The sequence below is a fragment of the Mesobacillus jeotgali genome (assembly GCF_031759225.1).
Taxonomy (GTDB): Bacteria; Bacillota; Bacilli; order Bacillales; family Cytobacillaceae; genus Mesobacillus; species Mesobacillus jeotgali_B.
This window is the reverse complement of record NZ_CP134494.1, coordinates 4,271,609-4,297,115: the sequence shown is the minus strand read 5'-3', so window position 1 is coordinate 4,297,115 and position 25,507 is coordinate 4,271,609. Positions and strand designations below refer to the sequence as shown.

General features: G+C 38.0%; 13 protein-coding genes. 10 read left to right on the top strand and 3 right to left on the bottom strand.

The genetic code is table 11. The features are described from left to right. Window positions 1-120: 120 nt before the first annotated feature. From RH061_RS21470 to RH061_RS21460, 3 genes are all read left to right on the top strand, one after another. A complete protein-coding gene (locus RH061_RS21470; RefSeq protein ID WP_311072795.1) occupies window positions 121-6,273 on the top strand; it encodes a DUF4350 domain-containing protein in 6,153 nt (2,050 codons plus the stop codon). Window positions 6,274-6,823: 550 nt separating this feature from the next. Then, complete coding sequence (locus RH061_RS21465; protein ID WP_311072794.1) at window positions 6,824-7,474, top strand: 5-bromo-4-chloroindolyl phosphate hydrolysis family protein; 651 nt, start codon at window positions 6,824-6,826, stop codon at window positions 7,472-7,474. Continuing rightward, window positions 7,474-8,652 (top strand): toxic anion resistance protein, encoded by a 1,179-nt coding sequence (locus RH061_RS21460; protein WP_311072793.1) that lies wholly within the window; start codon window positions 7,474-7,476, stop codon window positions 8,650-8,652. Before RH061_RS21465 ends, RH061_RS21460 begins: the two co-directional genes overlap by 1 nt. Before the next feature lie 594 nt (window positions 8,653-9,246). On the opposite strand, the gene RH061_RS21455 is transcribed toward RH061_RS21460, so the two are convergent. Next, window positions 9,247-9,711 carry a hypothetical protein gene (locus RH061_RS21455; RefSeq protein WP_311072792.1) on the bottom strand — a complete coding sequence of 155 codons (465 nt, stop codon included), beginning with the start codon at window positions 9,709-9,711 and terminating at the stop codon, window positions 9,247-9,249. A gap of 134 nt (window positions 9,712-9,845) precedes the next feature. Beyond that, a complete protein-coding gene (locus RH061_RS21450) occupies window positions 9,846-14,153 on the bottom strand; it encodes a carboxypeptidase regulatory-like domain-containing protein (RefSeq protein WP_311072791.1) in 4,308 nt (1,435 codons plus the stop codon). 690 nt (window positions 14,154-14,843) lie between these two features. Here RH061_RS21450 and RH061_RS21445 point away from each other — a divergent pair. The 5 genes from RH061_RS21445 to RH061_RS21425 all read left to right on the top strand — a co-directional run bounded on the left by RH061_RS21445 (window position 14,844) and on the right by RH061_RS21425 (window position 18,309). Then, window positions 14,844-15,473 carry an SMI1/KNR4 family protein gene (locus RH061_RS21445; RefSeq protein ID WP_311072790.1) on the top strand — a complete coding sequence of 210 codons (630 nt, stop codon included), beginning with the start codon at window positions 14,844-14,846 and terminating at the stop codon, window positions 15,471-15,473. A gap of 64 nt (window positions 15,474-15,537) precedes the next feature. Next, window positions 15,538-16,104, top strand: a complete 567-nt coding sequence (locus RH061_RS21440) for a suppressor of fused domain protein (protein WP_311072789.1) — start codon at window positions 15,538-15,540, stop codon at window positions 16,102-16,104. A 567-nt stretch (window positions 16,105-16,671) separates the two neighbouring features. Further along, a complete protein-coding gene (locus RH061_RS21435) occupies window positions 16,672-17,358 on the top strand; it encodes a DUF4304 domain-containing protein (protein WP_311072788.1) in 687 nt (228 codons plus the stop codon). Between the two features lie 135 nt (window positions 17,359-17,493). Beyond that, entirely contained in the window at window positions 17,494-18,066 is a 573-nt protein-coding gene (locus RH061_RS21430; protein WP_311072787.1) for a suppressor of fused domain protein, read from the top strand. Window positions 18,067-18,090: 24 nt separating this feature from the next. Next, window positions 18,091-18,309 carry a DUF6882 domain-containing protein gene (locus RH061_RS21425; RefSeq protein ID WP_311072786.1) on the top strand — a complete coding sequence of 73 codons (219 nt, stop codon included), beginning with the start codon at window positions 18,091-18,093 and terminating at the stop codon, window positions 18,307-18,309. 265 nt (window positions 18,310-18,574) lie between these two features. On the opposite strand, the gene RH061_RS21420 is transcribed toward RH061_RS21425, so the two are convergent. Further along, window positions 18,575-20,449 (bottom strand): LTA synthase family protein, encoded by a 1,875-nt coding sequence (locus tag RH061_RS21420; protein WP_311072785.1) that lies wholly within the window; start codon window positions 20,447-20,449, stop codon window positions 18,575-18,577. Between the two features lie 198 nt (window positions 20,450-20,647). Between RH061_RS21420 and RH061_RS21415 the strand changes: the two genes are divergently transcribed. Beyond that, the gene (locus RH061_RS21415; protein ID WP_311072784.1) at window positions 20,648-23,671 is read left to right on the top strand and encodes a S8 family serine peptidase; all 3,024 of its coding nucleotides are present in this window, start codon (window positions 20,648-20,650) and stop codon (window positions 23,669-23,671) included. Window positions 23,672-23,792: 121 nt separating this feature from the next. Beyond that, window positions 23,793-25,490, top strand: coding sequence for a serine hydrolase (locus RH061_RS21410; protein WP_311072783.1), 1,698 nt, complete (start codon window positions 23,793-23,795; stop codon window positions 25,488-25,490). The last annotated feature ends 17 nt before the right edge of the window (window positions 25,491-25,507 follow it).

The following is a 25,507-nucleotide window of genomic DNA, read 5'->3' as shown; positions in this document are numbered from 1 at the left end:
TATATATCTTTAGACCTAAATTAATTATAAAATTGAATTAATTACGGCATTTTAGGGAAGGAGTGCTTATTTAAAAAGATTACATATTAGATAGAAAAAGAGGGAAAGGAAGGTACTTTAATGAACAGGAAAATAAGAAGTTACAGAAAATGGACAAGTTTGTTCATGGCTGCTTTATTGCTTATTAGTACGTTTTTACCAAGTAGCTCGGCAATAAAGGTAAGCGCCTCCATTGCTGAGAATGTTATCATCAGTCAGATTTATGGCGGGGGCGGAAATAGTGGAGCGACATTTTCAAATGATTTCATAGAGTTATATAATCCTACAGATCAGGAAATCTCATTAGAAGGCTGGTCGATCCAGAAGGCCAGCAGTACGGGTACAAGTTGGCAAAAGATTAACCTGGCAGGGGTAATTAAACCTTACAGTTATTATTTAATCCAAGGTAAAGAGGGTTCGTCTGTTAAAGATAAGCCTTTGCCACAATATGATATAAATGATCCGAATTTTGATATGGGATCAAAGACTGGAAAGGTATCACTAGTAAAACATACTGAGGAGTTAACTGGAAAGAATCCTGAAGGTTTAATAGATTTCGTTGGTTTTGGATCTGGTACTGAGGGATATGAAGGATCAGGCCCTACTCCTACTTTATCCAATTCAACCAGTGCTCAACGTCGTCCTTATGCAAACGTTGAACCAGCAGCAGGCTTAGGTAATGCGTGGGATTCGGATGATAATGCTCTAGACTTCGTAGCAGCAACTCCTGTTCCAAAAAACAGTGAAAGTCCTGCTGAACAGCCGATGGAGTCAAATACTAGCTTGCAGCCTGTTGGCAGCAAGGTTCTATTTACACTTCAAGATTCCTCAGTCACAATTAGCGGTCTTGCAGAAGCATCATTTGCAAACTCAATGATTAAAGTCTATGAAACTGGCTCCAAAGGAAACGAGCTTACATCTGCATCATCAGCTGCTGATGGTTCTTTTGAAGTCAGTTTCACGATTGAAAATACATTGAATTCTGTATTCATCACGGCCACTCAGGACGGCAAAGACGAAAGTGAAGCGGTCCAGGTCGATGTAGCGACAGCAAGTGAAAGTGTTGTGGCAGATAAATTAAGCTACAGCATTGATGGAGATGGCAAAGGTACGCTTATAGGGAATGCAGGGGCGGCAATCTCGCGGTCACTCATTAACGTATATCCAAATTCATCAGCTAATTCACAGGAAAGATTGAATGCCGAAGCAGTAGAAGTTTTAGCCACGGGCGGCTTCACAGCGATTTCTTTTGCTGATGCTCCAGATGCTGTATATGTGACACAGCAAACAACAACGAGCAACGGCATCATGCTCGAAAGTGTGTCGGTATCAGTCACGAAGGCAGATACTTCTACAACTACACCTTTAAGTGAAGTGAAACAAACGGATGATAAGGGAATCCTGAAAAATCTGAATCAATTTTTCACGGTTGAAGGGATTGTCACAGTTGATAATGGAGTAATGGGAACCCAGAAAAACAATTTTTATATTCAGGACGAGACAGCCGGGATCAATATATTCGGTTATCTTGATACTGGATTGACAATTAAAAGCGGCGATAAGCTGAAAGTAACAGGTAAACTGATTCAATATAAAGGTTTGTCTGAACTGGATGCAACAGCTATCACTAAAATAAGTGAAGGCAATGAACTGCCGCAACCTAAGGATGTTACAATCCTGGATCTGAATACATTCACTACCGTTGAGCCTCTTGAAGGCAGCCTTGTAAAAGTTACCGGGAAGGTTTCAGCTGTAGCATCTCAAGGATCAAACTGGAATGTAACTTTAGTCGATCAAAATAATAAAGCAACGACAGTCAGGATCATGGAAGCTACCGGAATCAAGGGTGATGAAGTATTCACGGCTGAAAAGAGCTACACTGTCACCGGGATTGTCGGACAATACACCTCAAATGCTACACATGTAAGCGGGTATCAGGTATTTCCGCGAAATGTGAAGGATATAACTGCACAATTAAGCATTGACCACGCACCTTTAACTCAGGTTTATAAAAATACTGATGTTGAATTTGTCGCAAAGGCAAGCGGAGCAGAAAAAGTCACTGTTTTCTACCGTGCAAACAGCACTGTGGATTATACTGCTTTACCGATGGCAGAAGGAAGCGATGGGCGTTATACGGCTGTGCTTGAAGCAGCAAATGTTCCTCAGGACGGCTTTGAATATTATATTGAAGCAGCTGAAGGCAGCAAAACACAAACATCAGGATCAAGTGAACAACCACATCAGGTTACTTTGACAGAGGACAAAGAAGGTCCTCGCCTATATGGTGAAACACCAGTTGGCGGCTCAAAAGTAGAGAGTCCAAAACCGGAAATTTCGGTACTGATGGAAGATCCAAGCGAAGTTGATGAAACAACAGTGAAGGTTTGGCTGGATGGAAAAGCGGTAGAATCTGCATCCATCAGCAAAAGTCAGGTGAAATTCACACCTGCAGAGGGACTGTCCCTTGGAAAGCACACTGTAAAAGTAGTTGCTGAAGATAGCTTAAGCAATGCAAGCGAATTTGAATGGACATTTGAAGTCGTCACTCGTTTTACTGGTGGCGAACACTTCCGTGGCACAACACATAACCATACTAAGATTTCTCATGATGCAACTGGGGAACCTTTAGATGCACTGAAGGCTGGCCAGAGGTATGGATATGACTGGTTCGCTTTCTCCGACCACTCACATGATATCGATCCTGGACAAATGGATACAGTTGAGCGTGAAGGACTGGCCGAGCGGACTGGCGGTTCAGACTGGCAGTTAACGAAGGATCTATCTGATCAATATACGAAGAAAGGAGAATACGTTGTATTCCCAGCGTTCGAAATGACGTCAACTACATGGGGCCACTCGAATGTTTTCGGAACAGAAAACTTCATTGACCGTAATGTTAATGGCAAGATGTATCAGGACTTGAATAATTATTATGCATGGGTAATGACATATGATGATCTTGTCGGGCAGTTTAACCACCCTGATATGTCCAAAAATGCATTCAACAACTTCAAGCCATACGACAAAGACGCTGACAGGCTCTTCACGATGCTTGAGGTTGGAAATGGTTCAGGACACTATGGCTACGCTAATGCAGAGAAAAAATTCTTCTCGGTCCTTGACTTAGGATGGCATGTAGCACCGACATATGGTGAGGACAATCATGAAGGTACATGGGGTCAGACAAGGGCGAGAACAGTGATCGTTGCTGACAGTCTATCGCAGGAATCACTGCTGCACTCGATGCGTAATATGCGTGTGTACATGGTAGAAGACCCTAACTTTACATTGGATGTAACGGCAAACGGATTCTACATGGGTTCCACTGTCGATAGTAAATCACTGAAATTCAACATTTCAGGAAATGATGCAGTAGCGGAAGACAAGTCAATGGCTGATTATAGCTATTTATCCGCTGACTATAAATCGGACGACAGAGTTGAAAAAGTTGAATTGATTTCAAATGGCGGCACTGTAGTAGATTCGATTTCTCCGATGGAAAAAGATTTTACATGGGAGCCTTCTTACACTGTTACTGGAGGCCAGCAATGGTTTGTTGTAAGAGTGACCCAGGCTGATGGCGAGCGCATGTATTCTGCTCCGATCTGGTCTAAAGAAGAAGCTGTTGATGTTAAAGTCAACGGAATTGATGTTGCAGGTGATGTCATTGTTGAGGGCAACCCAGCTACGTTAAAAGCGAATATCAGCAACAACGGAACTCAAGAAATCAAGAATCTTAAGGTTGACCTTTACTATGATGAAGTGAAGGAAGCAAACCAAATTGGTGCACAAACACTCTCTTCGATCTTGTCAAAAGGTGTGGGAACAGCGGAGTTCACATGGAGCAGCCCTGTTAAAGGCAACCATAAGTTGATCGCAGTTGTTACTTCACTGGAAGGTCTTGGTCTGGGTGATTCGAAATTTGAGCTGCAGGTACAGGTCAAAGAACCATTAGGCATTAAAGTGCTGATCGATGCAAAGCACGGTAATGAAAACACAAGCAGTGATGGTGGTTCGTATAAAGACAACCTTAAGGCATTCACTGTCCTTCTTCAAAAAGAGGGATATACAGTTGAGGAAAATACGAAGACGATTACAGACGAAGTATTATCAAATGTGAAACTTTTAGTGCTGACACATCCTAAGACCGATTTGACTCCAGAGGAAAATACTGCTGTTGCCAAATTTGTCAAAGAAGGCGGAAGCTTAATGATGGCAGGAAAGAGCAACTACAGCACAAATCCTGCTATTAACAATGACCTGCTTGCTGAAATTGGAGCAGAAATCCGCATGGGGAATGATGGAGTATTTGATGTAAGTGAAGATGGCAACTTCTGGAGTGATCCAGCAAAGAGCCCATTCGCAGTCAGATTATTCCCAGGTTTGGTACCAAATTATATTACTGACCGCGTATCATTCATTGACTATTACAGCGGAACAAGCTTATCCGGTCCGGACAATACAGCTTTGACTGACAGCGGAAAAGTGACGATACTTGCAAAAGGTAATGAAACAACCTATCAAGGCAATATCAAAGGTGGATTTACCTACGATACTGTATCAGATGAAACTGGCGGTTCAGCAATCCCAATGATTGCATCAGAAGAAATCGGCGAAAAGGGCCGTATCATTGTATCCGGTATGAATATTTTCAACGATAAGCAAATGGATGAATCCTATGAACCAAAAGGTAATGATGAGTTTACGCTGAATGCGGTCAACTGGCTCGTGGATCGTGAAACTACAATCACAAGAATCGGCGATGCAAGAAAGCTTGCTGAAGATACGCACACAGTGATCGAAGGAACAGTCACAACAGGTGCAGGAGTATTCTTTGACGCATTTTACGTCCAGGATGAAACTGGCGGAATCATGGCATTCCAGGAAGTACCTGATGGCTCGCTCAAACCGGGTGATAAGGTCCGTATTTATGGACATATCATCACATTCGATAAAAACAAGGAAATCGAGTTTGCCAAATTCGATCAGGATGTCATCAAGTTTGGCGAGGGAGATCCTATACCGCCAAAACAAGTGGCAACTGGAGAAGCAACATCAGAAGCTAACCAGGGATTGCTTGTTAAAGTCAAAGGTAAAGTTGTCTCCAAATTTGATGATAACTCTTATGTAATTAATGATGGTTCAGGTGATGTACTAGTATTTACTGATGGTTACATTGTGAACCAAAGCGGACCTGTTCCTCTGCTTATGATTGGTGAAACGCTTGAAGCAGTGGGTCTTTCAGGTTCATTTGCACAGGGCGAACGAATCAGGGTGCGTGATACTCAAGAATTGCAAAAGGTAATTGAACTTCCTGGTGGGGGAGGCACAGATCCAGATGATGGTGATACTGACCCAGGAAATGGCGGAGTTAAACCAGGTGACGGTGGAACAAAGCCAGGAGATAGCGGAACGAAACCAGGTGATGGTGGAACGAAGCCAGGCGATGCTGATAACAAACCAGGAAATAACACATCCAAACCAGGAACTGTGGTAACATCAGCCAAGGGAGTAATTACACCAGTTGGAAAGGTTTCTGGAGATAAGAAGTCAATGAGTGTAGTTATCGAGGGAATTAATTTAGAAGATATCGAAAAAGGACAAGTGGTTGAAATCAAACCAAAAGATGCAACTACCACTGAAGTGCTTGAAGTAACATTGGCTTCAGCTGCACTTGAGAATTTAATCGAAAATAATAGTGGAATGAAGATCAATAAGACAGATGCTGAATTAATTATTCCGCCAGCTATGCTTGAAATGATGGTGGAATTGGCTAATGGAAAAGACGTTTCTATTACTTTGAAGAAAATGTCAGCTCCAGGGGCTATTGGCTCGGTATACGACTTTACTATTCTTGCAGGTACTGAAACACTGCATGACTTTAATGGCAAGAAGATCACTATTGCCCTAAATGTCGACCGGGATGCTGTAAAGGGAATTGATCCGGCAAATATTAAAATGTACTACTACAACGAATCCACCAAGAAATGGGAAGTTCTAAAAGATAGCGTGTACGATGCTAAGACAGGAATTGTAACAGCAACGACTACACACTTCAGTACATTTGGTGTCTTCGAAGCGACAGAAGAAACAAAAGGAGCTCCGGTTACAATTGAAGAAGGCAATAAACTGCCAGAGACAGCAACGAATATCTATAATTACTTGATTGCTGGTCTGCTTCTATTAATTGGTGGCACCTTCATTCTTTTCCGCCAGCGCAGAAGAGCATAATATCTAATCAAGGAACCTTATCCTCCATTGAGGGTAAGGTTTTTTGTCTGATCCCGGTTAAATCAATAGCTCAGAACAGGGATCAGACAATTTCATTACAATTAATCATTTTTATGACCTTTCTTATTTTGTCTGCTAATAACTGTTAACAGTAATAACTTTTCTTCGGGACTCAACATGCTCCAGCTTCCTGCTTTTACTTTCATATAAAACACTCCTTTGAAATGTATTTTTTTTACTTTTGTTTCTGTAATCCCTATATACCGCCTTTTTCAAAAAGTGAAACAACAAAAGTTTCTACAAATTACCAGGTAATCCTACAAGCTAGTCCACATCTTTTGTCGAAATGTCATCGTTCAAGGATATAAAATTTTTCCAGTTTGAAGTTATCTCCGCCTCAAGACTTAGAACACAGTACAAACTGAGTCTGTAGAAAAACAGCCTGTTTTGCAGTATTGTATAAGGGAGAAAACATTTTTTTACAGCGAATGAAACATTATGTGCCTCCTATTCGTATAAATAGGAAGATTTTAAACAGGAGTCGATACACATGAATAAATTCCTTTCACGATTCATGCAAACTGGTGCGGCAATTCCTTTTTCGGCGTTCATCTGGCTGCTAGCCTTTGCTGGTTTTGACCAGACGTTCTGGATGTCCTCGCTATATGGGTTAATTGGCGGGGGTGTAATGTATTTTGGACTGGGTTCATACCTGCAGAAGCGCTTTCTGGAAAAAAACAGACTTACGATGAAGGAATACAAATATATAAGTAGAAATCTTAAAGAAGCGAATGTGAAAATCAACAGGATTCAGAAGTCGCTCTTCTCTGTCCGGCATATTCGTTCGCTTAAACAAAGAATGGAGCTTCTACGGCTTGTGAAAAACATTCAGAAGCTAAGCAATCGCGAGCCAAGAAGATTCTTCAAAGCAGAGCAGTTTTATTTTTCACATCTTGACTCAATTATGGAACTAAGCGAAAAGTATGCCTTCCTATCATCACAGCCCGGAAAAAATCGCGAGTTGGAGCGATCTTTATATGATACCCAGGACACTTTAAAGGACCTTACCAAAATCGTTGAGAAGGATTTGAGTTATATGCTGGCTGACGATATTGACAATCTGAATTTTGAAATTGACGTGGCAAAGCATTCAATAAAGAAGAGAACTGAAATTCCTGATGAAACCAGGAGGTTAAAATAATGACTGAAAAAAATCCTGACCTTTTAAAAAATACCGGTAATATCATGGATGATATATTGAAGAACCCATTTGGTGATACACCGGAACTTCAGTTGCAGCCCAGCCCACAACAACACGATAGTAAACCGGTGAAGCTTATTGATGTCATTCCTGAGGAAAATCGGCAAAGGGCCTACCAATTGGCTGAACAGATTGACCCTAAAAACCACCAGGCAATGATTCAATATGGTACCCAGGCACAAGGGAAGCTCCTGACTTTTTCGCATGCGATGCTTGAACATGTCCAGAAAAAGGATGTCGGAGAAGTAGGGGAGATCATCAATGATTTGGTGAAGCACCTGAACAATATGAACCCTGATGAGCTAAGCACCGAAAAGCCGTCATTCTTTGCCCGCATGTTTGGCAAGCTTTCGGGGTCTGTCCAGGAAATCCTCTCCAAGTACCAGAAGACAGGGGCTCAAATCGACCGGATCAGCGTAAAACTAGACCGAAGCAAAAATGTGCTGTTATCAGACATCGGAATGCTTGAGAAATTGTACGAAACGAACAAAGAGTATTTCAATGCGCTCAATATCTACATTGCTGCTGGAGAGTTAAAGCTTGAGGAACTCCATGAAAAAACAATTCCAGAGCTTAAGAAGGCCGCAGAAGCTTCCCAGGACCAGATGAAGTTCCAGGAAGTCAACGACATGCTCCAGTTTGCTGACCGCTTGGATAAGCGTTTATATGACCTGAAATTAAGCAGGGAAATCACCATCCAGAGTGCACCGCAGATTCGCTTGATCCAGAACACGAATCAGGCGTTAGTGGAAAAGATTCAATCATCAATCGTGACGGCCATCCCACTCTGGAAAAATCAGGTGGCCATTGCCTTGACACTGATTAGGCAGCGTCATGCAGTTGAAGCGCAGAAACAAGTTTCCAAAACGACAAATGAACTATTGCTGAAAAATGCTGAAATGCTTAAGACAAACACAATAGAAACGGCCAAAGAGAACGAGCGCGGTATTGTCGATATCGAAACATTGAAGAAGACTCAGGAAAACCTAATCACGACTTTGGAAGAAACTTTAAGGATTCAGGAAGAAGGCAGATCGAAGCGTCGACAGGCTGAAATGGATTTGGCTTCAATGGAAAATGAGTTGAGATTGAAGCTGTTAGAGATAAAGGAAAAATAATTAAAAAACCTGATTAACACTAAAAAAGTGATAATCAGGTTTTTTAATGTCCTTCGTTAAGCCAGTAGTTTTTACTCTATCCAAATTGGAGTTTTTTGTGTCTGTTATTACATCTGAATGCTGTTTAACCATAATAAGATCTTAAATCATAATGAAGTAAGTTAGGTGTTTTTTATTCTTAAACAAATATGTTTATTAAAAAGAAAGTTCTACAGGTAGTACACTCTGAGATATCCTATTAAAACAAAAAGCCAGTTACCATAGGGCAACAAGCATCATCACTAATATAAAAATGTAAAAGTTGGCATATGTCTACTTTTTGGTTAGTTTAAAATTTTCGTCCTGGGTCTGTTGAAAAATTTGATATAGGTACTTCCATTCCCGCATTTGTATACTTTAATTCCAATTAGCTTTAAAGGTGTATAAATCTCTTTCATGTGCAATAGCGGCATAAATATTCCTCCATAGTTATTGTTTCTTTAACTATACCTAAATAAAGAACATTGCGGTATATACTGTTCTCGATAAGAAACGACAGTATTAGATTAAATAAATAGCCGTTATTGACATATCATGTAGAAAAAAGATAGATATTCAGGAATTATAGTCCCACAATATAACCCACTCGTCTTTGTATCTAACCACATAGACTTCTTGAATGAAGCTGAATTTTCCGTACTTACCTGAATAAATTTGGACAACATCAAATTTATACGCTGTTTTAAAAGGCTTTCCGTCAGACGCTGCTTTCCATCCCTTGACCTCTTTTGGTTCACTAATTTCATATTTAAAAGTCTCAGCACCGAAATGTCCAAAAAATACGTGAGCACGATCTTGTATAAAAGATGCTTTTGTGAATTTCTGTTTCATAAATGGATGGAAAAGATCCCAGGAGTCGGAAAAGTTTCCGGTTTGTTCGAAACGGTAAAACTTTTTTACTGTAGTGAGTGCCTGGTTGGAGTCAGGCCTCAGGAGGACAGTGGTCAATACAACTATAAAAGAAACTAATATAAATAACACAAGGTATAATTTAAGAGGGGAAAATCTTTTTCGGTACATGTGTAAAACTCCTTCAGGAATTTGTCCATTCATTATATGAGGAGTACTCGACAGTTATACGGGAGGATATCACAGTGAATTAGTAAACAATAACAAAAAAGGAAATCGCAGAAGATTCCCTTAAACTAAACAATTTATTGTGATCCTTCAAGAAGGTCTATGTCTAATGTGCCCACTTCTTGACCATCGACAAGAAGTTTCCCATCTGAAATAGTAAAGTTCTTGTCTAAATAATAGATACCGCTGCTATAATCTTGCACGTAAGAGAGTTGGTAATCACCATCAGGAAGGCGGAACTGATAGGACCCAGAAATGATATAGCTAGTATACTCAATGTTACTATTTTCATTGATGTGTTTGATGGCAACGTTGCCATCCCAAACAGTTTTCTCGCCATTAAATACCTTGCCTTTTAGTGAAACAGGAGGTATTGAGATTGAGAGATTTGTTGCAAGTTCACCATTTACATATAGTTGACCAGAAATGATGCTGAATTCAATATCCGGATTAAAAATCGTCTGGTCATTTAGGTACACATTAGATATTTTGTAAACTCCGTCCGGTAAACGATGTTGGAAATAGCCTTCCTCATTTACATTAATAGAGTAGTAAACAGGCTCATGTACATTGCTTATCTCCTGTACACTGAGTTGACCTGAAATCAAAATATCCAGTTCTTTAAGGGTTCCTTTTAATGTCACAGGTGGCACAGAAACATCAAGTTGAGCCTGCAGCTTGCCGTTAATATATAACTCACCAGACATAATGCTGAAGGTAATGTCTGGCATGTAAGACGTTCCCTCTTGAAAAAGGTTAACGCTATAAATCTTATAATCTCCATCAGGCAGGCGGGATTGAAATTTGCCGTTTTCATCAGTATAAATATAGTAGTATGAATAGTTATCAAGATCGATACTTTCTATATTGATTGATCCCTCGACAGGATTTCCTGAATCAGTCAGTGTTCCATATAAGGAAACTGGGGGAGCTGGAATTTCTAGGATGTCTTCCGGTTCCCCGTTAACATGCAGCAGGCCCGAGATGATACTGAATTCTATTTCGGGATGGAATATTGTACCATCATCAAGGCTCACCTGACTCAGTTTATATGTTCCGTCAGGTAAACGGGATTGGAACTCTCCGTCTTCATTTGTCCAAGCCCATAAAGAATTTGGATTCACAGGGTCTTTCATATCCAGGATGGTAACACTGCCGCCAACATGACTTCCTAAATCCGTAATGATTCCTTTCAACGTGACAGGCGGAGCAGCAATTTCGAGTAAGTCATGAGGTTCTCCGTTTAAATATAGCTGTCCTGATACTATGCTGAATTCCATTCTTGGACTGAAAATGGAACCGTCATATGTGCTTACTTCGCTAACCATATAATCCCCATCTCTTAAGCGGGATTGGAACTGTCCGTCTTCATTCGTTCCGATACCTACATATAAAGGGTCAGGATTATTCAGTTCCCTGATAGAAATATCCCCGTAGATAGGCTTGCCAGCATCAGTAAGGACTCCCTTTAATGTAATAGGGGGAGCTGATATCTCAAGGTTATTCTGCGGCTGACCGTTTACTTGCAATTGTCCTGAGACAATACTAAAATCAATTCCTGGATCAAAGTAAGATCCATCGTTCAAAAAGACCGTATTTACTTTATAATCCCCATCAGGGAGGCGTACTTTAAAGGTACCTTCATCACTTACCCAAACCATTGATGGATAGGAACTCTCGTAATCGTCTTTTTTATAAAAATTAACTGTACCTCCAACTGGGTTTCCAGAATCAAAAAGGGTACCTGTCAGTGTAGCAGGGGGTACAGATAAATCAAGGTAATCCTGCTCTTGACCATTAACCTGTAATTGCCCGGATACAATCCTGAATTCTGTTCCTGGACTATAGCTTGTATTATCATGCATATAGACATCAGAAACCATATAATCCCCATCTGGCAATCTTGATTCAAATTCACCTTGTTCATTTGTATTTACGGATAAAAATAATGGGTTTTCAGCATTGTTTAGCTCAGCGATATACAGGCTCCCCGCTATAGGATTCCCTGACTCAGAGAGTGTTCCTTTTAATGTAATCGGGGGAAGAGTGATTTCTAATAAATCTTTCTTCTGATCATTAACATATAACTCACCCGAGACAATCCTGAATGTGAGTTCCGGGTGGAGTTCCGACCCGTCATGAAGATATATGTCGGTAACTTTATAATCACCATCAGGAAGTCGGAAATTAAAGATACCCTCTTCACCTGTGTATCCCCAAATTACATTATCTTCATTGTTGAGGTCTCTAATATAGAGGTCACCTGATACTTTTGACCCTGCATCAGACAGAATCCCTTTTAACGTGACAGGCGGAACTGAAACCTCTAGGGTATCGATTAGTTGTTCGTTTACATATGTTTTCCCACCAAGGATGGTAAAAGGAAGATTAGAAACATATCGGGTTCCATCCTCGAAGTAAATATCATCCAGTCTATAATCCCCATCTGCAAGACGCATGGTGAATGTTCCACCATCTTCAAGACTCCTTGAACTGCAAAAATTTTGCTCATCGGAACATACAGTATATGAACCGCTGGTGACGGTGCTGTTTCCTTCGGTAACAAGTCCTTTTAAACTGTATGGAGGTACCTGCAGCTCTAAAAGCTCCTTCTCTTGCCCGTCGACAAAAAGTTCACCATTAATAATTTCAAACCTGCCTGAAAACCAGACATCCTCTTGATCGTCAAATAAGTAACCGCTAATCGCTTCATAGGTCCCGTCATCCAAACGTAAGGAATAAATTCCCTTCTCATCTGTTGTTGTAGTTAACCACAGATGGTCTATATCTTCTGAAACTCCATGAATATCAACTCGTCCTTGTAAAGCTTTTCCGTTATCCATTAACTTTCCAAACAAAGTAAGAGGTGGTAAATCAATGGTGAGAGTTGTGATTTCTTCATCATTTTGAAGCAGGTGTCCGCCTCTTATTTCAAAAGAAACATCTACTGAACTAATTCGCAGTTGTTCATTGATTTCATTGATTTTATACTTTCCATCGTTCAATCGATATTGAAACTCGCCTTTTTCGTTCACCGGCATACTGTACCACTGGCCTTCTCCTTCAAAATACACGTCACCATTTGAAAGAGACTTCTTACCATCCGTCACGATCCCTTTAAGATTAATATCTGGAACAGTTATACTAAGTGATTCAGTCTTTTTGCCATCCAATAAGATTTGCCCGTTTTCAACTTCAAACGCTAAATGTTTCCAAGAGGAATAAGTACTATGATAGACACTCAGAAAATAAGAACCATTCTTTAATGCTCTAAGAGAAAATTCACCCTTCTTGTTCGTAACGACCTCCTGGATAAACTCATCATACTCATTTCCTTGCTTCTCTAAAACAATGTGAGCATCTGACAATGGGGAGCTAGAATCTTGAACTTTTCCTGTTAATGTTTCTATAGGTAGGTTAATAGATAAATGATCACGAGGCTCTCCATCTACAAGAATTTTGCTGTCTTCCACGATAAACCTTAAGTCATATACATATATTCCGCCGTTCATTTCGATACCATTCAGATAATAGCTTCCATCAGGCAAAGAAGCGGAAAAGCTTCCATCTCCTTTGGAGGAAACCGTATAAGCTTCAAAATCATAAGAGGTTTCTTTTAAAAAGATTAAATCAGCCTTTATTCCTTTCTTGCCTTCCTTTATCGTCCCATTTAAGTTATTGGATTGAGCGTTAGCTTTTTTACTATTTTTCTTCGCAGACAGCAAAATTTTCCTGTCTTCAATTTCGCCATCTTTTACAGAAAAGTACTCGTTTGTGGTTTGCCACTCATTGTTTTCACCTTTGAAGCCTTTAATGACATATGAACCGTCTGATAAGTCTAGGTTAATATAGCCTGCAACATCTGTAATGGTTTGATGGACCTTTGATTTTCCTTTTTCCTGATACATAACAAGGGTATTATCCAAGGGAGCACCATTATTACTTAAAGACATACTTACCATATTTTTGTCGGCTAATTCAGAGGGAGACTTTTTAATAGAGTTCTTCTTCTCAGGAAGAACAATCTCACTGTTTTTGGCACCTTTGATTTTTCCTTCTTTGACAATGAAATCTTTTTCTGTTTTCATCCATGCGGATTTATTCGTTTTAATTTCTTTAATAGTGTAAGTACCATCCTTCAAGTTTTCATTAAAGCTTCCAGTCCCATCAGTCATAATCTGAATCCAGTTTGCTAGACCTTTTGAATGAAGTGTAACCAAGGTATTCTTGAGAATGGTATCTCCAAGTAAAACTTTCCCGTGAACCATTTTGGCAGCAGCATCATATTTGCCAGCTTCTTTTGTAATAGAAGCACTTGCATAACCCATGGGTCCACTTATTACCAATAGGGTTAGCAATAACAAAAAAACAATCTTCTTAACCATCTATCTTCCTCCTTGTAATGTAAATAATAGCTTTTGCTAGAAGCTATTGATTCTCCAAGTTAATTATTTCGATAAAAAACAAATTTTTCCTTGGTGATAAAATTCCAATTGAAGATTTTCTTTCGACACAGTCTACAGGACTATCCTCAGCTTCCGAAGGAATAGATTGTTAATAATCCAACTCGTATTCAAGGTTGAAAAACCCATAATTAAAAATAGATTTAGTCATAGTTACATAGTAAATTTATAAGCCTGTTGATTGGGTGGTATGCGCGCAGAATTCTGCAGGATCAGATGGACAGGTGAGACTTACAGACGCCAACCCCGAAAGTATTTGCTTTGAAAAAGCCTGTAGTTGGCATTCTTCATAATTCTCCCCACGAAAAGCTCAGCGGCTGTAAAAGAAATCAACAGCCCTATTTCTCCTAAAAACAAAAGAAAGACTGTAAGCAAACGGGTTAGGATACCTATCACAAAAAGTAAATATACATTACAAAAAGTGGTGTCAATTGTATCGAAAATGACACTATTTTTGTGGATAAAATTGCGTAGCGGTTTGGTCCTTTTGTTTTTCCATGAAGCAATTTAATAAAACATTTTAACTTAGAAGGATTTACAGCCCTTTTTGTTGAAAGTCCTTATTTAACTAAAGTATTTGTCTTCACAAGAGGTTTGGAGGTTTAAAAAATAATGAATCTAAATAGTGTTAGTGGATTAATTTTAAGCCCTTCAGCTACTGAAATAGATATAGAAAAAGTAGAAAAAAGGTTGAATACGATACTTCCTATTTCATATAAAGCACTATTACAAGCTTCTAATGGTGTAGCTACTAATGAGGGAATAATCATTTACGGTACCGATGATATTCCAGAACGTAATGAAACATGGGAAACACAGGATTATGCACCTGGTTTTATCTCTATCGGTGATGATAGTGGTGGGAGAGTTTTTCTGATGTCTCTGTGTGATGAAGAAGAGATATTGATGGTTGATTCTGGAGACATGACTCCTGATCATGCCGAATTAATTTCAACTAATCTAATTCAATGGATTAATAAAGGTTTGAGAATGGATATACATGAAACATCAATTGTTGATTGGTCAGAAAATTGTAAAATAGTTGTAGTAGATGCGCAAGACGGAGCATTAAAAGACTTAATTAAAATTAAAGGGATATTGGGAATAAATATTCCTACTTCTGACTTACTTAAGGGATCGAAAAATTTACCATTTGTACTTACAGAGGAAATTCCTTATGGCAAGGCAAAGAAATTAATTGAGGAATTGGGAGACCTTAAAGTAAAACTAGAATTCCTATGACTATTCAACTCAAGAGGACCGAAAGGAAAATGTATTTGGGACTTTAGAAATATGGAGATGAACTATGGATAAGTTTCTACAATTTTTAGAGAATCATCTTGGTACAATTGAATATGGTTGGACTACTGATGACAAGGGAGAAAGACTTCCTGTTCAAATAGTAAAATACAGTAAAGGACCTTTTCCTGGTACTTGCACTTTCTCGACATTGGGTTTAAATAAGGTTCCTCTGACTTCCTCTGTTTCTGGAAAGCATACTTGGCAAGAGCTAATATTCATTTCATATGCGGATGTCGGAGATTTAAACATATCTGCTTTATTGGACCAAGTAAGTCAAATGGCTCTGACCTACGGTACTGCATATCTAAGAGGAGATGTGATTGGACCATATGGGCCAATCTTTGAAGATTCAACATTAGAAGCACTATATGTCACAATTCCAGGTTATTTTCCAAATTCATTTGATGCTTTTTTGGTAGATGATAAAAAAACAATAGTAATGGCTTGGTTAATACCAATAACATTAAGGGAAGCAGAATTTATTAAAGTATACGGCTGGGAAGAATTTGAAGACAAACTTGAAGAGTTAGATCCTGATTTAATTGATTTTAAACGTGAAAGTATTATTTAGTTTAAGTCCAGATATTTTAACCTATAATTGACAAGCCAATAAAATTTACCGCCTCTTATAAAGCGGCATTTTTCTTATTTACCAAACTTAATAAGAAAAATAAATCTCACTTCTAAAGCTCCTTGGAAAATTTTTCTTACATATTTTTTGCACCCGTATTGAAAACCTGCTTCGATCCTGCAATAGGAAATGGGATTGCTTTTGTTTCAGATAAATACATATGACGAGTTAAAAGAGAGTTTTCCAATGGCTAAAGGTTTTTCGATAGAATTTGTAGAACTAACATGGGTTAAAATTGACCCACCTCTGCCTTATTTTTATGGAATAGATAGTTGTGGAACAGGCATCTAAATAAATTTCTACTGTCGTTCTTATTAGTATTTCTCTTTATATCACTTATATATTTAGTTTCCTATTTTGTATTCTTCATTGTGAAGAGGGAAAGTCACTTGATCAACTGAGGTTAAGTTAATCAAGGCAGGTGTAACGAAAGCTGTTATTTAACCTAAGATGCAGCTTAGTTAAAGAAATATTGATGTGACTTTAGCAAGGTTCGGAGGGGAATTAATGGCCGAGAAAAACATTCATCCAGATTCATATTTTAAAAAATCGCTAACAAAATGGATTGTAAAACCTCTTAGAGAGTATGACTTTTTTAGATATAAAACAGCTTTTGTTGGCCGTGTAACAAATGATTCTATCTTTCAATTTATTAACTTACAGAAGGATGCATATGGAGGAAAAACTTTTACTGTAAATGTTGGAGTAAGGCCATTATTTATACCTCATGATTATCTTTCATTACAGCCTGGACAACGAATTGGATATTTTAAGTATGGTGCGGATAAATGGTGGAGCTTTAAAACTGAAGACAGAGCAGACCATAGTTTTATAGAAGTTAATCATATTATTAATGATTACGTTTTAGAATGGTTTGAGCAGACTAGCGAAACGAATGGGTTAATAAATTTATATACAGATAGCACGCAGGAACGTATTATACCTACTAGTTTAAACTGGCGATTTTTTGACTTAGGACATTTATATGCTAGACAGAAACAGTACGGTAATGCGATTGATGCTATGGAAACTGCACAGAAATATTTTCGATTACAACCTTTTGCCTGGTGTACAGAAGCCAGTGAAAAATGTGGGGAATTCATAGGTATTTTAAATAAGGGTGAATCAGAGGTAGATGATTATTTGAAAAATAGCGAGAGAATAAGCAAAATAAACCTAGGTTTGGACAAATAGATGCCAAAAAGAGTTATACAAACAACAAAACTGCTTGTTTATACACTGTTTTTATTATTCGACGAACGAAGCAGGATTGTTTAATAAAGAAGTGAAAAAATATTGCTGAATTTTACAGAGAAACGAGGCCTTATTTTGGGTATATCAGAAGAAAATAGGATTATTGCCCAAACAGCTCTTAAAGCATTTGGGGACAATCCAAGCGTTCATAAATATTGGGACGATAATCACAAAAGCTCTATTGATATTCTGTCTGTAAAGTCTAGAGAGTTTAACGATGTGGTTTTAAGATCCACTATAGGTTTATCAGATTATTCAATGGGATATGAAGACGTTTTTTTACCATTGCGAATTGAGATTGTTGGTGCGAGTGATTTGAATTGTTTCTCCAATGTATTAGCCACTTGTGCTTTCAACATTATTAACACTAAATTTGAGTGTTCCCTTGGCAGTATTTTCAAAGATGTTATTAATATGTATTTACCAGACAGCCCAATGAGCCATATTTTATTCGTATCTCCTTTTCTTTGGGGAGAGAAATTAAAGACATTAGATTTTAAAAGTAAAAAAGTGGGTTGGTTAATGGCTGTTCCTATATCTGAAGCTGAAAAAAGTTATGCTGATGAACAGGGATTTGAAGCGTTAGAAGACCTTTTTGAACAAGCACAAATAAATGTTTTTGATTTAGAACGGGAATCCATCTTGTGAAATTCTTATTGTGGTAACAAAAGTATGACCGATAACGCACGAAGTAAATCCGTTGCACTAAAAGAATTACAACAGGTAACAGGTTTTGGTATTTTTGCGAATCCATATTTTGAATGTGATGAGGCAATGGCACACGAATTAACTGCATTTGCCGTAGAACACCTAAATGCAATAGGAATGTACATATCGCCTGATGGCAAAAGCCATTTGTTTATGGCAGTTATGTCACATAATGTATCATAAAATTTAAGGAGGGATAGCCCTCCTTTTTACTTACCCAAAAGCAACAATCTTTTACAAAACAGTAGTTAAAGATGAGAGTATTAAAAAAATCGCTTAACAATGACGTTAAGCGATTTTTGATTACGAAATTGGCAGTTAAGATATACGACTTACAAATGTTTCTGTTAGTTTGCGAATTCCTTAACAAAAAATGGATTCTGAGCCGGTAAAAGTTTTTTATTGTTTACCGGCTAATTTAATGTCAGGAAAAGTTAGGGATTTATAATTAAAAATCATTCTCAGGCAGGTGTTCGATATAAGAATCAGACATTTCCATTATCAATTGAACATTATTGGTTTTTTCTTGCCTGTCCTTATCTAATGTGCTTGTTTTTTCTAATGCTCGTGATTGTAAATCATAGATATAATTATTTTCTCTTTTAGAATCAATGGCGAGCATTTCTTCATTAGTAATATATGAGCCAGACACCATATAATATCGCATACCAATCAGGTTATTATCAATGTTGGCAAGGTCACTGCCGAAGTGAATCATGTCATTGATCGGCAGACCCAGTAAGTTGGCGATAGTAGGTAAAACATCGATCTGTCCGCCGGTGGTAGTGATAATTTCGCCTTTCTTTTGTCCTCCGTAATGCGTGACTAAGGGGATATTAAATCTTTCAGTGATGTTATAGTCACTTCCCAGAAGATCCTTCAATAGTGTATTATCTACAGGTTTCTTAAGGGAACCATGAACTCCGGAATGGTCACCATATACAACCACTAGTGAGTTATCCCAAATACCTCTTTCCTTTAACCCCTCAATGAATTGCCCTAAGGCCATATCTGCATAATGAATGGATGTTAAATAATTACCTGTTAAGGTTTCTTCATATTTTTTTGGCAGTTGGAGCTGGATTTTGTCCTCTGGCAGCTCAAAAGGAGTATGACTAGAAAGAGCAATAACGTGAGCATAAAAACTTTGGTTCTTTTCCCTCAATTTACTTAAAACATCAAGCGTTTTGTCATAAAAAACTTCGTCAGATGTTCCCATGCCAACAACATCTTTTCTTCCAATATGACTCTCATCATAGTATTTTTCAAATCCTAGGGAAGGATAGAGTTCAGAACGGTTCCAAAAGTTAATATCGTCAGCATGTAGTGTTAAAGTCTCATAACCCCTTGCCTTTAAAAGGCGAGGAAGGCTGGGATATTTTTTGTTGCCGTACACTTCTGATGTAGCTTGGTTGCCAATTGGATATAAAGAAGTATTTACTATGAATTCAGCATCTGAAGTGTTTCCAGCTCCAATTTGCTGATAAACATTTGGATAGTAAGTGCTTTCCTTTATAAGTTTATTTAGGTTTGGTGTTATTTCCTCGCCATTTACAGCAAGATTAACAACGAAATCCTGGAAAGATTCCAACTGAATCATAACCAAATTTTGTCCTTCTGCTACTTTGTATCCTTTTTTATTGCTTTCTTCTACAATATTAATACCTATTAAGTCTGCTATTTTCTTGTTGTTTATATCAAATTCCTTATCCTGAGGTTTTAGTAATGCTCCCTGGACTTCTAGAGCTTGATAAGTAAAAATGCCGTTGTTATGCGATACAGTAATAGAATCCCAGAGGCGAGTATCTGAATTTATAAAGATTAGCCCAAAGAAAATTGAACATGCTGTTACGAGTACAATTCCAATCTTCCTTTTACTATTTTGCATTAAAGTAATAGACCTATTTTTAAATCGCAAGATTATTATAGTTAGCATGATTAGCAAAATATCAACGTAATAGAGCAAAAACAAAGGATTAAGCAGTACAGCCACGCTATCTTTAACGGCACCTAGCTGATTTGCCTGCAATAAATTATGATAGGTTGGAATGGTACCAAAATAGGCATGAAAAGTCAGAATCCCAACAATGACACTTGAAAGCAAGATGTCTAAGATAATATAGAATACTAGCTTACTTTTTGGGAAAAAAAGTTCTCCAATAGATAAAAGGATAAGAATAAAACTCATTTCAAAAAATAAGGCAGTAAATGGATTAAAGTCATCAAAAATTGCGATTCGTAAACTATAAACTTTTAAAAATGAAATAACAGAAAAAATAAGAAAAGGGTTTCTTATTATATTGTAAAATGATTTTTTTATCATTAGTTCCCCCAGAAAGTTTTACTTCATAATACCATAATATTTACAATATTTTAATGAAAATGTCATATGAGAAATGATATAGACAGTTAACATTTTAATTAATTGCAACAAAAGGGCCGAAAGGGAAACGTACGTATAAATTAATAGTTTAAATGGCCGATAATATAATATGTAAAATACTGTTAAGGGAGAATCACCATGAGAATCATAAGCGGAATTCTGGTCACACTTTCCTTTTTGCTTCTGTTAGCTTCGGAGGGTTATGCAGAAGAAATAAAACCCAAAATCTCAAAGTATAATACCGAAGTCTTATTTGATGAAAATAAAGACTTTGAAAGCAATGAGTTAATTATTAAATTCAAGTCCGAAGCCACATCCGAAGAAAAAGAACTTCTCCTGGAGGCCCTTAAAATGAAAGGGATCTCCCATCTTAAAAGAGGAGACTTCACCTTAGTTGAAGTACCTGGTAAAGCTGAACTAACTTTTGTGGCTGAAAAGCTCTTAAAATACAAAAAAGTTGAATATGTTGAACCAAATTACCAGATTGATTCTAAGTTCACTCCTTCTGATCCAAATTACAGCAAACAATGGTATTTAAAAAAAATACAAATGCCAAAAGCATGGGATGTTAGCAAGGGCTCATCGCTTGTAACGGTAGCAGTTGTTGACGGAGGAGTACAGACAAGTCATCCTGATTTGAAAGGAAAAATCATTTATCCATATGATGTTGTGAGAGGAAGCACATCTATCCTACCGGACGACCATGGAACGCATGTAGCCGGAATTATTGCAGCTACGATTAATAAGACTGGCATTGCAGGCATCGCGCCAAACGTAAAAATAATGCCTGTTAGTGTGTTCAACGGGGATGCTGCCGATATTTTTAATGTTGTTGATGGAATTTATTATGCAGTTGACCATAAAGCGGACATTATCAATTTAAGTCTTGGAAGTATTAATTACAGTTACGCCCTGGATTATGCAATTCATTACGCATATACCAAAGGTGTTACGGTGATAGCGGCTGCTGGAAATGATGATTCATCCACTGATACCTACCCGGCAGCATTGCAATCCGTACTTGGCGTGAGTGCTACAGATGCCAGTGACCAGATCACTCAGTTTTCCAATTATGGTTCGTATATAGATTTCTCAGCTCCTGGGGTGGATATTTACTCAACAGTAGCAGGTAGTTCCTATAGAAATATGAGCGGTACATCAATGGCGGCACCTGTTGTATCTGGTGTAGCAGCATTAGTTTTATCTAAGAATCCATTTTTGACACCTGCACAGGTTGAAAATATCTTAAAAAAGTCATCCGCAGATCTCGGAAATCAAGGGTGGGACTATCTATACGGAAATGGGAGGGTGGATGCTTATAAAGCATTGAGCAGCACACCAAATCCTGTCTATAGTCTTAAGTTGTCAATGCCTGAGTTCACAATGACTGGTCTTAATAAAAATACAATTTCCGTTTATGCTCAAGGTGGGACATCTGTTTCGCTCTATATCCAAAATTCCAAAGGAACGCTTCTTAGGAAGCTTGTTACCAATAAAAAATGGAAGGGCGGAAAAGTAACGGCGGTTTGGGATGGCAAACAGGAAAATGGAGCATTTGTTCCAAATGGAATATATAAAGTAGTGGCAAAGGTTACAAACGGAAAAAAGACTATTTACAAAGCTGCTAATGTTAAAACAATTAACAAGGCTACTCCATCTATCAAAGTAACATCTTCTTCTCAATTTTCACCTGCGGCCAATGGAAAACTAAGGCTTCCTTATGAACTAAACATGGGCTCGAAGGTGACAGCGATTCTTTATGATCGAAATAAAAAGGAAATTAAAAGGTTTATGTACAATAAATCCTTATCATCTGGAAGGAAAATGATTATATGGGAAGGAAAGGATAATAAAGGCAAGAAGGTTCGTGATGGATCCTATACCCTTGTGATGTCAGTGGTTGACTCAAGGAAAGGGAAAGGGGCAACCAGAAAAGTGTCCGTTAAGGTGGACTCCATTAAGCCTGCTGGGAAAATGAGTCTTAGCTCTTCACTATTAAAGATGGATGGCAAAACAAAACCCCTCGCTAAAATCGACCTTAAAGAATCTGCCTATGTAAGTGCCTATATCACAACAGATAATGGAGTGAGGGTCAGAGAAATCAAGTCTGAACAAATTTACCAGCGGGGAATTTCTTCTTTATATTGGGATGGGAAAAATGACAAAGGGCAATTCGCAGCTGAAGGGAAATTTAAGTTCTATGTCGAGTACAGAGATGCTACAGGAAACAAGTCAATTATGAAGAGTAGCGTCTTTACTCTTCAGGACTGGCTAAAGCCAATAGTAAAGTCTTCGCTGAATATTCGTTACCAGTCCAAAACAAATTTGTCCGTATCCTATAACATAAGCAAACAAGGATATGTCACCATCCAGATAGTAAAAGACGGAAAAATTCTCCGAACAGTTCAGTCAGGTTCTTATAAACACAAAGGGTCCCATTCTTTTATCTATGATGGGAAAAACCAATCCGGAACCTATTTAGCCGACGGGCAATATCAATTCAAAATCACTTTTACTGATAAATATAAACAAACAAGCCAGTACGTTGGCAACATTGCAGTCGCCTATGAGTATGTTGAAATCGTTGCCCCATCCATTGTTCAATTGTTTGCCTGGGAAGAAGTCGCGAGTGAGGTGTATTATCACTTGTCCAAGCCAGCAATGGTAACAATAGAGGTTTTGAATTCTTCTAAACAGAAGATAAGAACGATTTCCACTAATTCATCGGCTCTGCAAGGAATAAACACATTTAAATGGGATGGATTCGATGTCAATGGCTGGTATGAGTATGGAGATGTATACTTTTATACGATTAGGGGCAGGCATTCTAATGGAAATGAGAGGGTGGTACAGGGGAAAATGACAAATCGGGAGAATCCGCCATGGCTGCAGTCACAAGAATACTCATTTATTCCCGATAGTGAGAATTCCAGTATTAATAAACAGCTAAACCTTCAAATCGCCGTATCAGATTCAATTAAACTATCTATAAAGGTATATGATTCAATATATATGGGTGAGTTGCTTGACCGAAAAGAATTTGAATTAAAACCTGGAACCAATTATGTAAAATATATTAAGCCTCAAAATGAAGCAAAATATTATGTTTTAGAGTATAAAGACTCGTTAGGGAATGTCTATTCCTTTGATATTGAGGAGTAAAATTAATTGAAAGGCATGATAATTAGGTCATGTCTTTCAGTTGTATAAAATTCTATATATTTACTATTGAGAATATTTTAAAATAAGATTAATAGGCTAATCGTTTCCAGGGGGAGAAGAAGTGTCTTTTATAAAAAAAATATTAATTGCATTGTTGAGTTTATTGGTGTTATTACCATCAGTTCTGCCGGCCCAAATTGCCCAGGCGGCAACAATAAGTGCTTATCAAACCTTCAATAACAATGTATCAAAAGAGTTGAAGCAATACATAAAGAAATCCGGAGGTACTATCACTCTCCATTATAGGGACTTAACGACAGGAGAAGAATTTAAGCTTAATAGTACAAGTGCAAGAAAGGCAGCAAGTACGATTAAATTGCCTTTAGCTCTATATGTAATGGAACTGGCTGCTGCTAAAAAAATCAACCTAAACGAAAAATTGACCTACAAACGCCACCATTACTATGGAGGCAGCGGAGTTATCCAGAAACAAAGGTTCGGAACGAAATACTCAATTAGGGATTTGGTCAAAAAGTCCATGATACATAGCGATAATATTGCGTTTATCATGCTTCGTGAGAGAGTCGGCAAGAACAATTTTATTGCCTATATGAAAAAGGTTGGCGGAAAGAATGCTTATCCAGGTGGACAAAACATAACGTCTTCCACTGACTTAGTCGTGTACGCCAACCGCTTATATACCTTCTCCAGGACAAATCCACTTGGTAAAGAGCTCGTGGATTACCTAAAGAAAACGGATTACAACACAACGATTCCGCGAGGAGTTAAAGGTGTTCCAGTTGCTCATAAAGTTGGAATGATTCCTATGTCCAGAATTTATAATGATATAGGGATTATCTACGATAAAAATCCGTTCGCACTTGCTGTAATGACCAATAACTTATCTTACACAAAGTCGCAAAAGGTGATTGCGGATATCGCTTCAATTGTATTTAAGCATCATAAAATTAAAAATAAGGTTTACTATGTGAAAACTAAACGAACAACGGCTGTTTATCCTATCCCAGCTTCCAATGAAACAAAGATAGGTTCTCTTACCAGAGGAGAATCATTTAAAATTTCTGCTGATAAAGTCGATTGGTATGAAATTCAATTAGGGGGTAAAAAAGGTTACCTTCGAAAAACAGATGTCTATGCATATCTAAATCAGCCGACCAAGGGTTTTACAAATGGGTCTTTAAAGAGTAACGGCCTGGTTGTTGCGAAGGGTTACACCAAGGTTCTAAATAAGCCTGATACTAAAGGAAAAGTACTATTATATGTAAATAAAGGAACTTCAATAAATATATACTCGCAATCCGGAGACTATTATTCTTTATTAATCGGTAATCGGATGGGCTATATTCATAAGAATCTGCTAAATCTTCAGTACACATCTTCAATTAAATATTTTGAAGTCAAACAGGAGAATGCAGAAATCTTTACTTTCAGAAACGGCGTGTATGTCCATATGGGTAAGTTGAAAAAAGGACAAATCTTTATGGCGAAATCAATAGGAGCAGGGCCATTTATTCAAGGAGAAATAGGAACCGGCGTAGCTTACATTAAAAAAACAGCAGCAACTCCGATTTTTAACGCCCGGATCAACAACTCGGCTGCCAAGCTTCCGGTTAAAGGTTCCATTTTATTAGACCAGGAAGAGGCGGTTTACAGCAGCCAAAATGGAAATTCAGCAGATATAATAGGCAAAATATCAAAGAACCAAAAGGTTAGCTATGTAAAATTGGAAAATGGCTATTATGAAATCAATTTTCTTGGACGCAAAGGCTATATTAAGAACAAAGGAAGCAATATTTAAGCAAAAATAATTCCAGG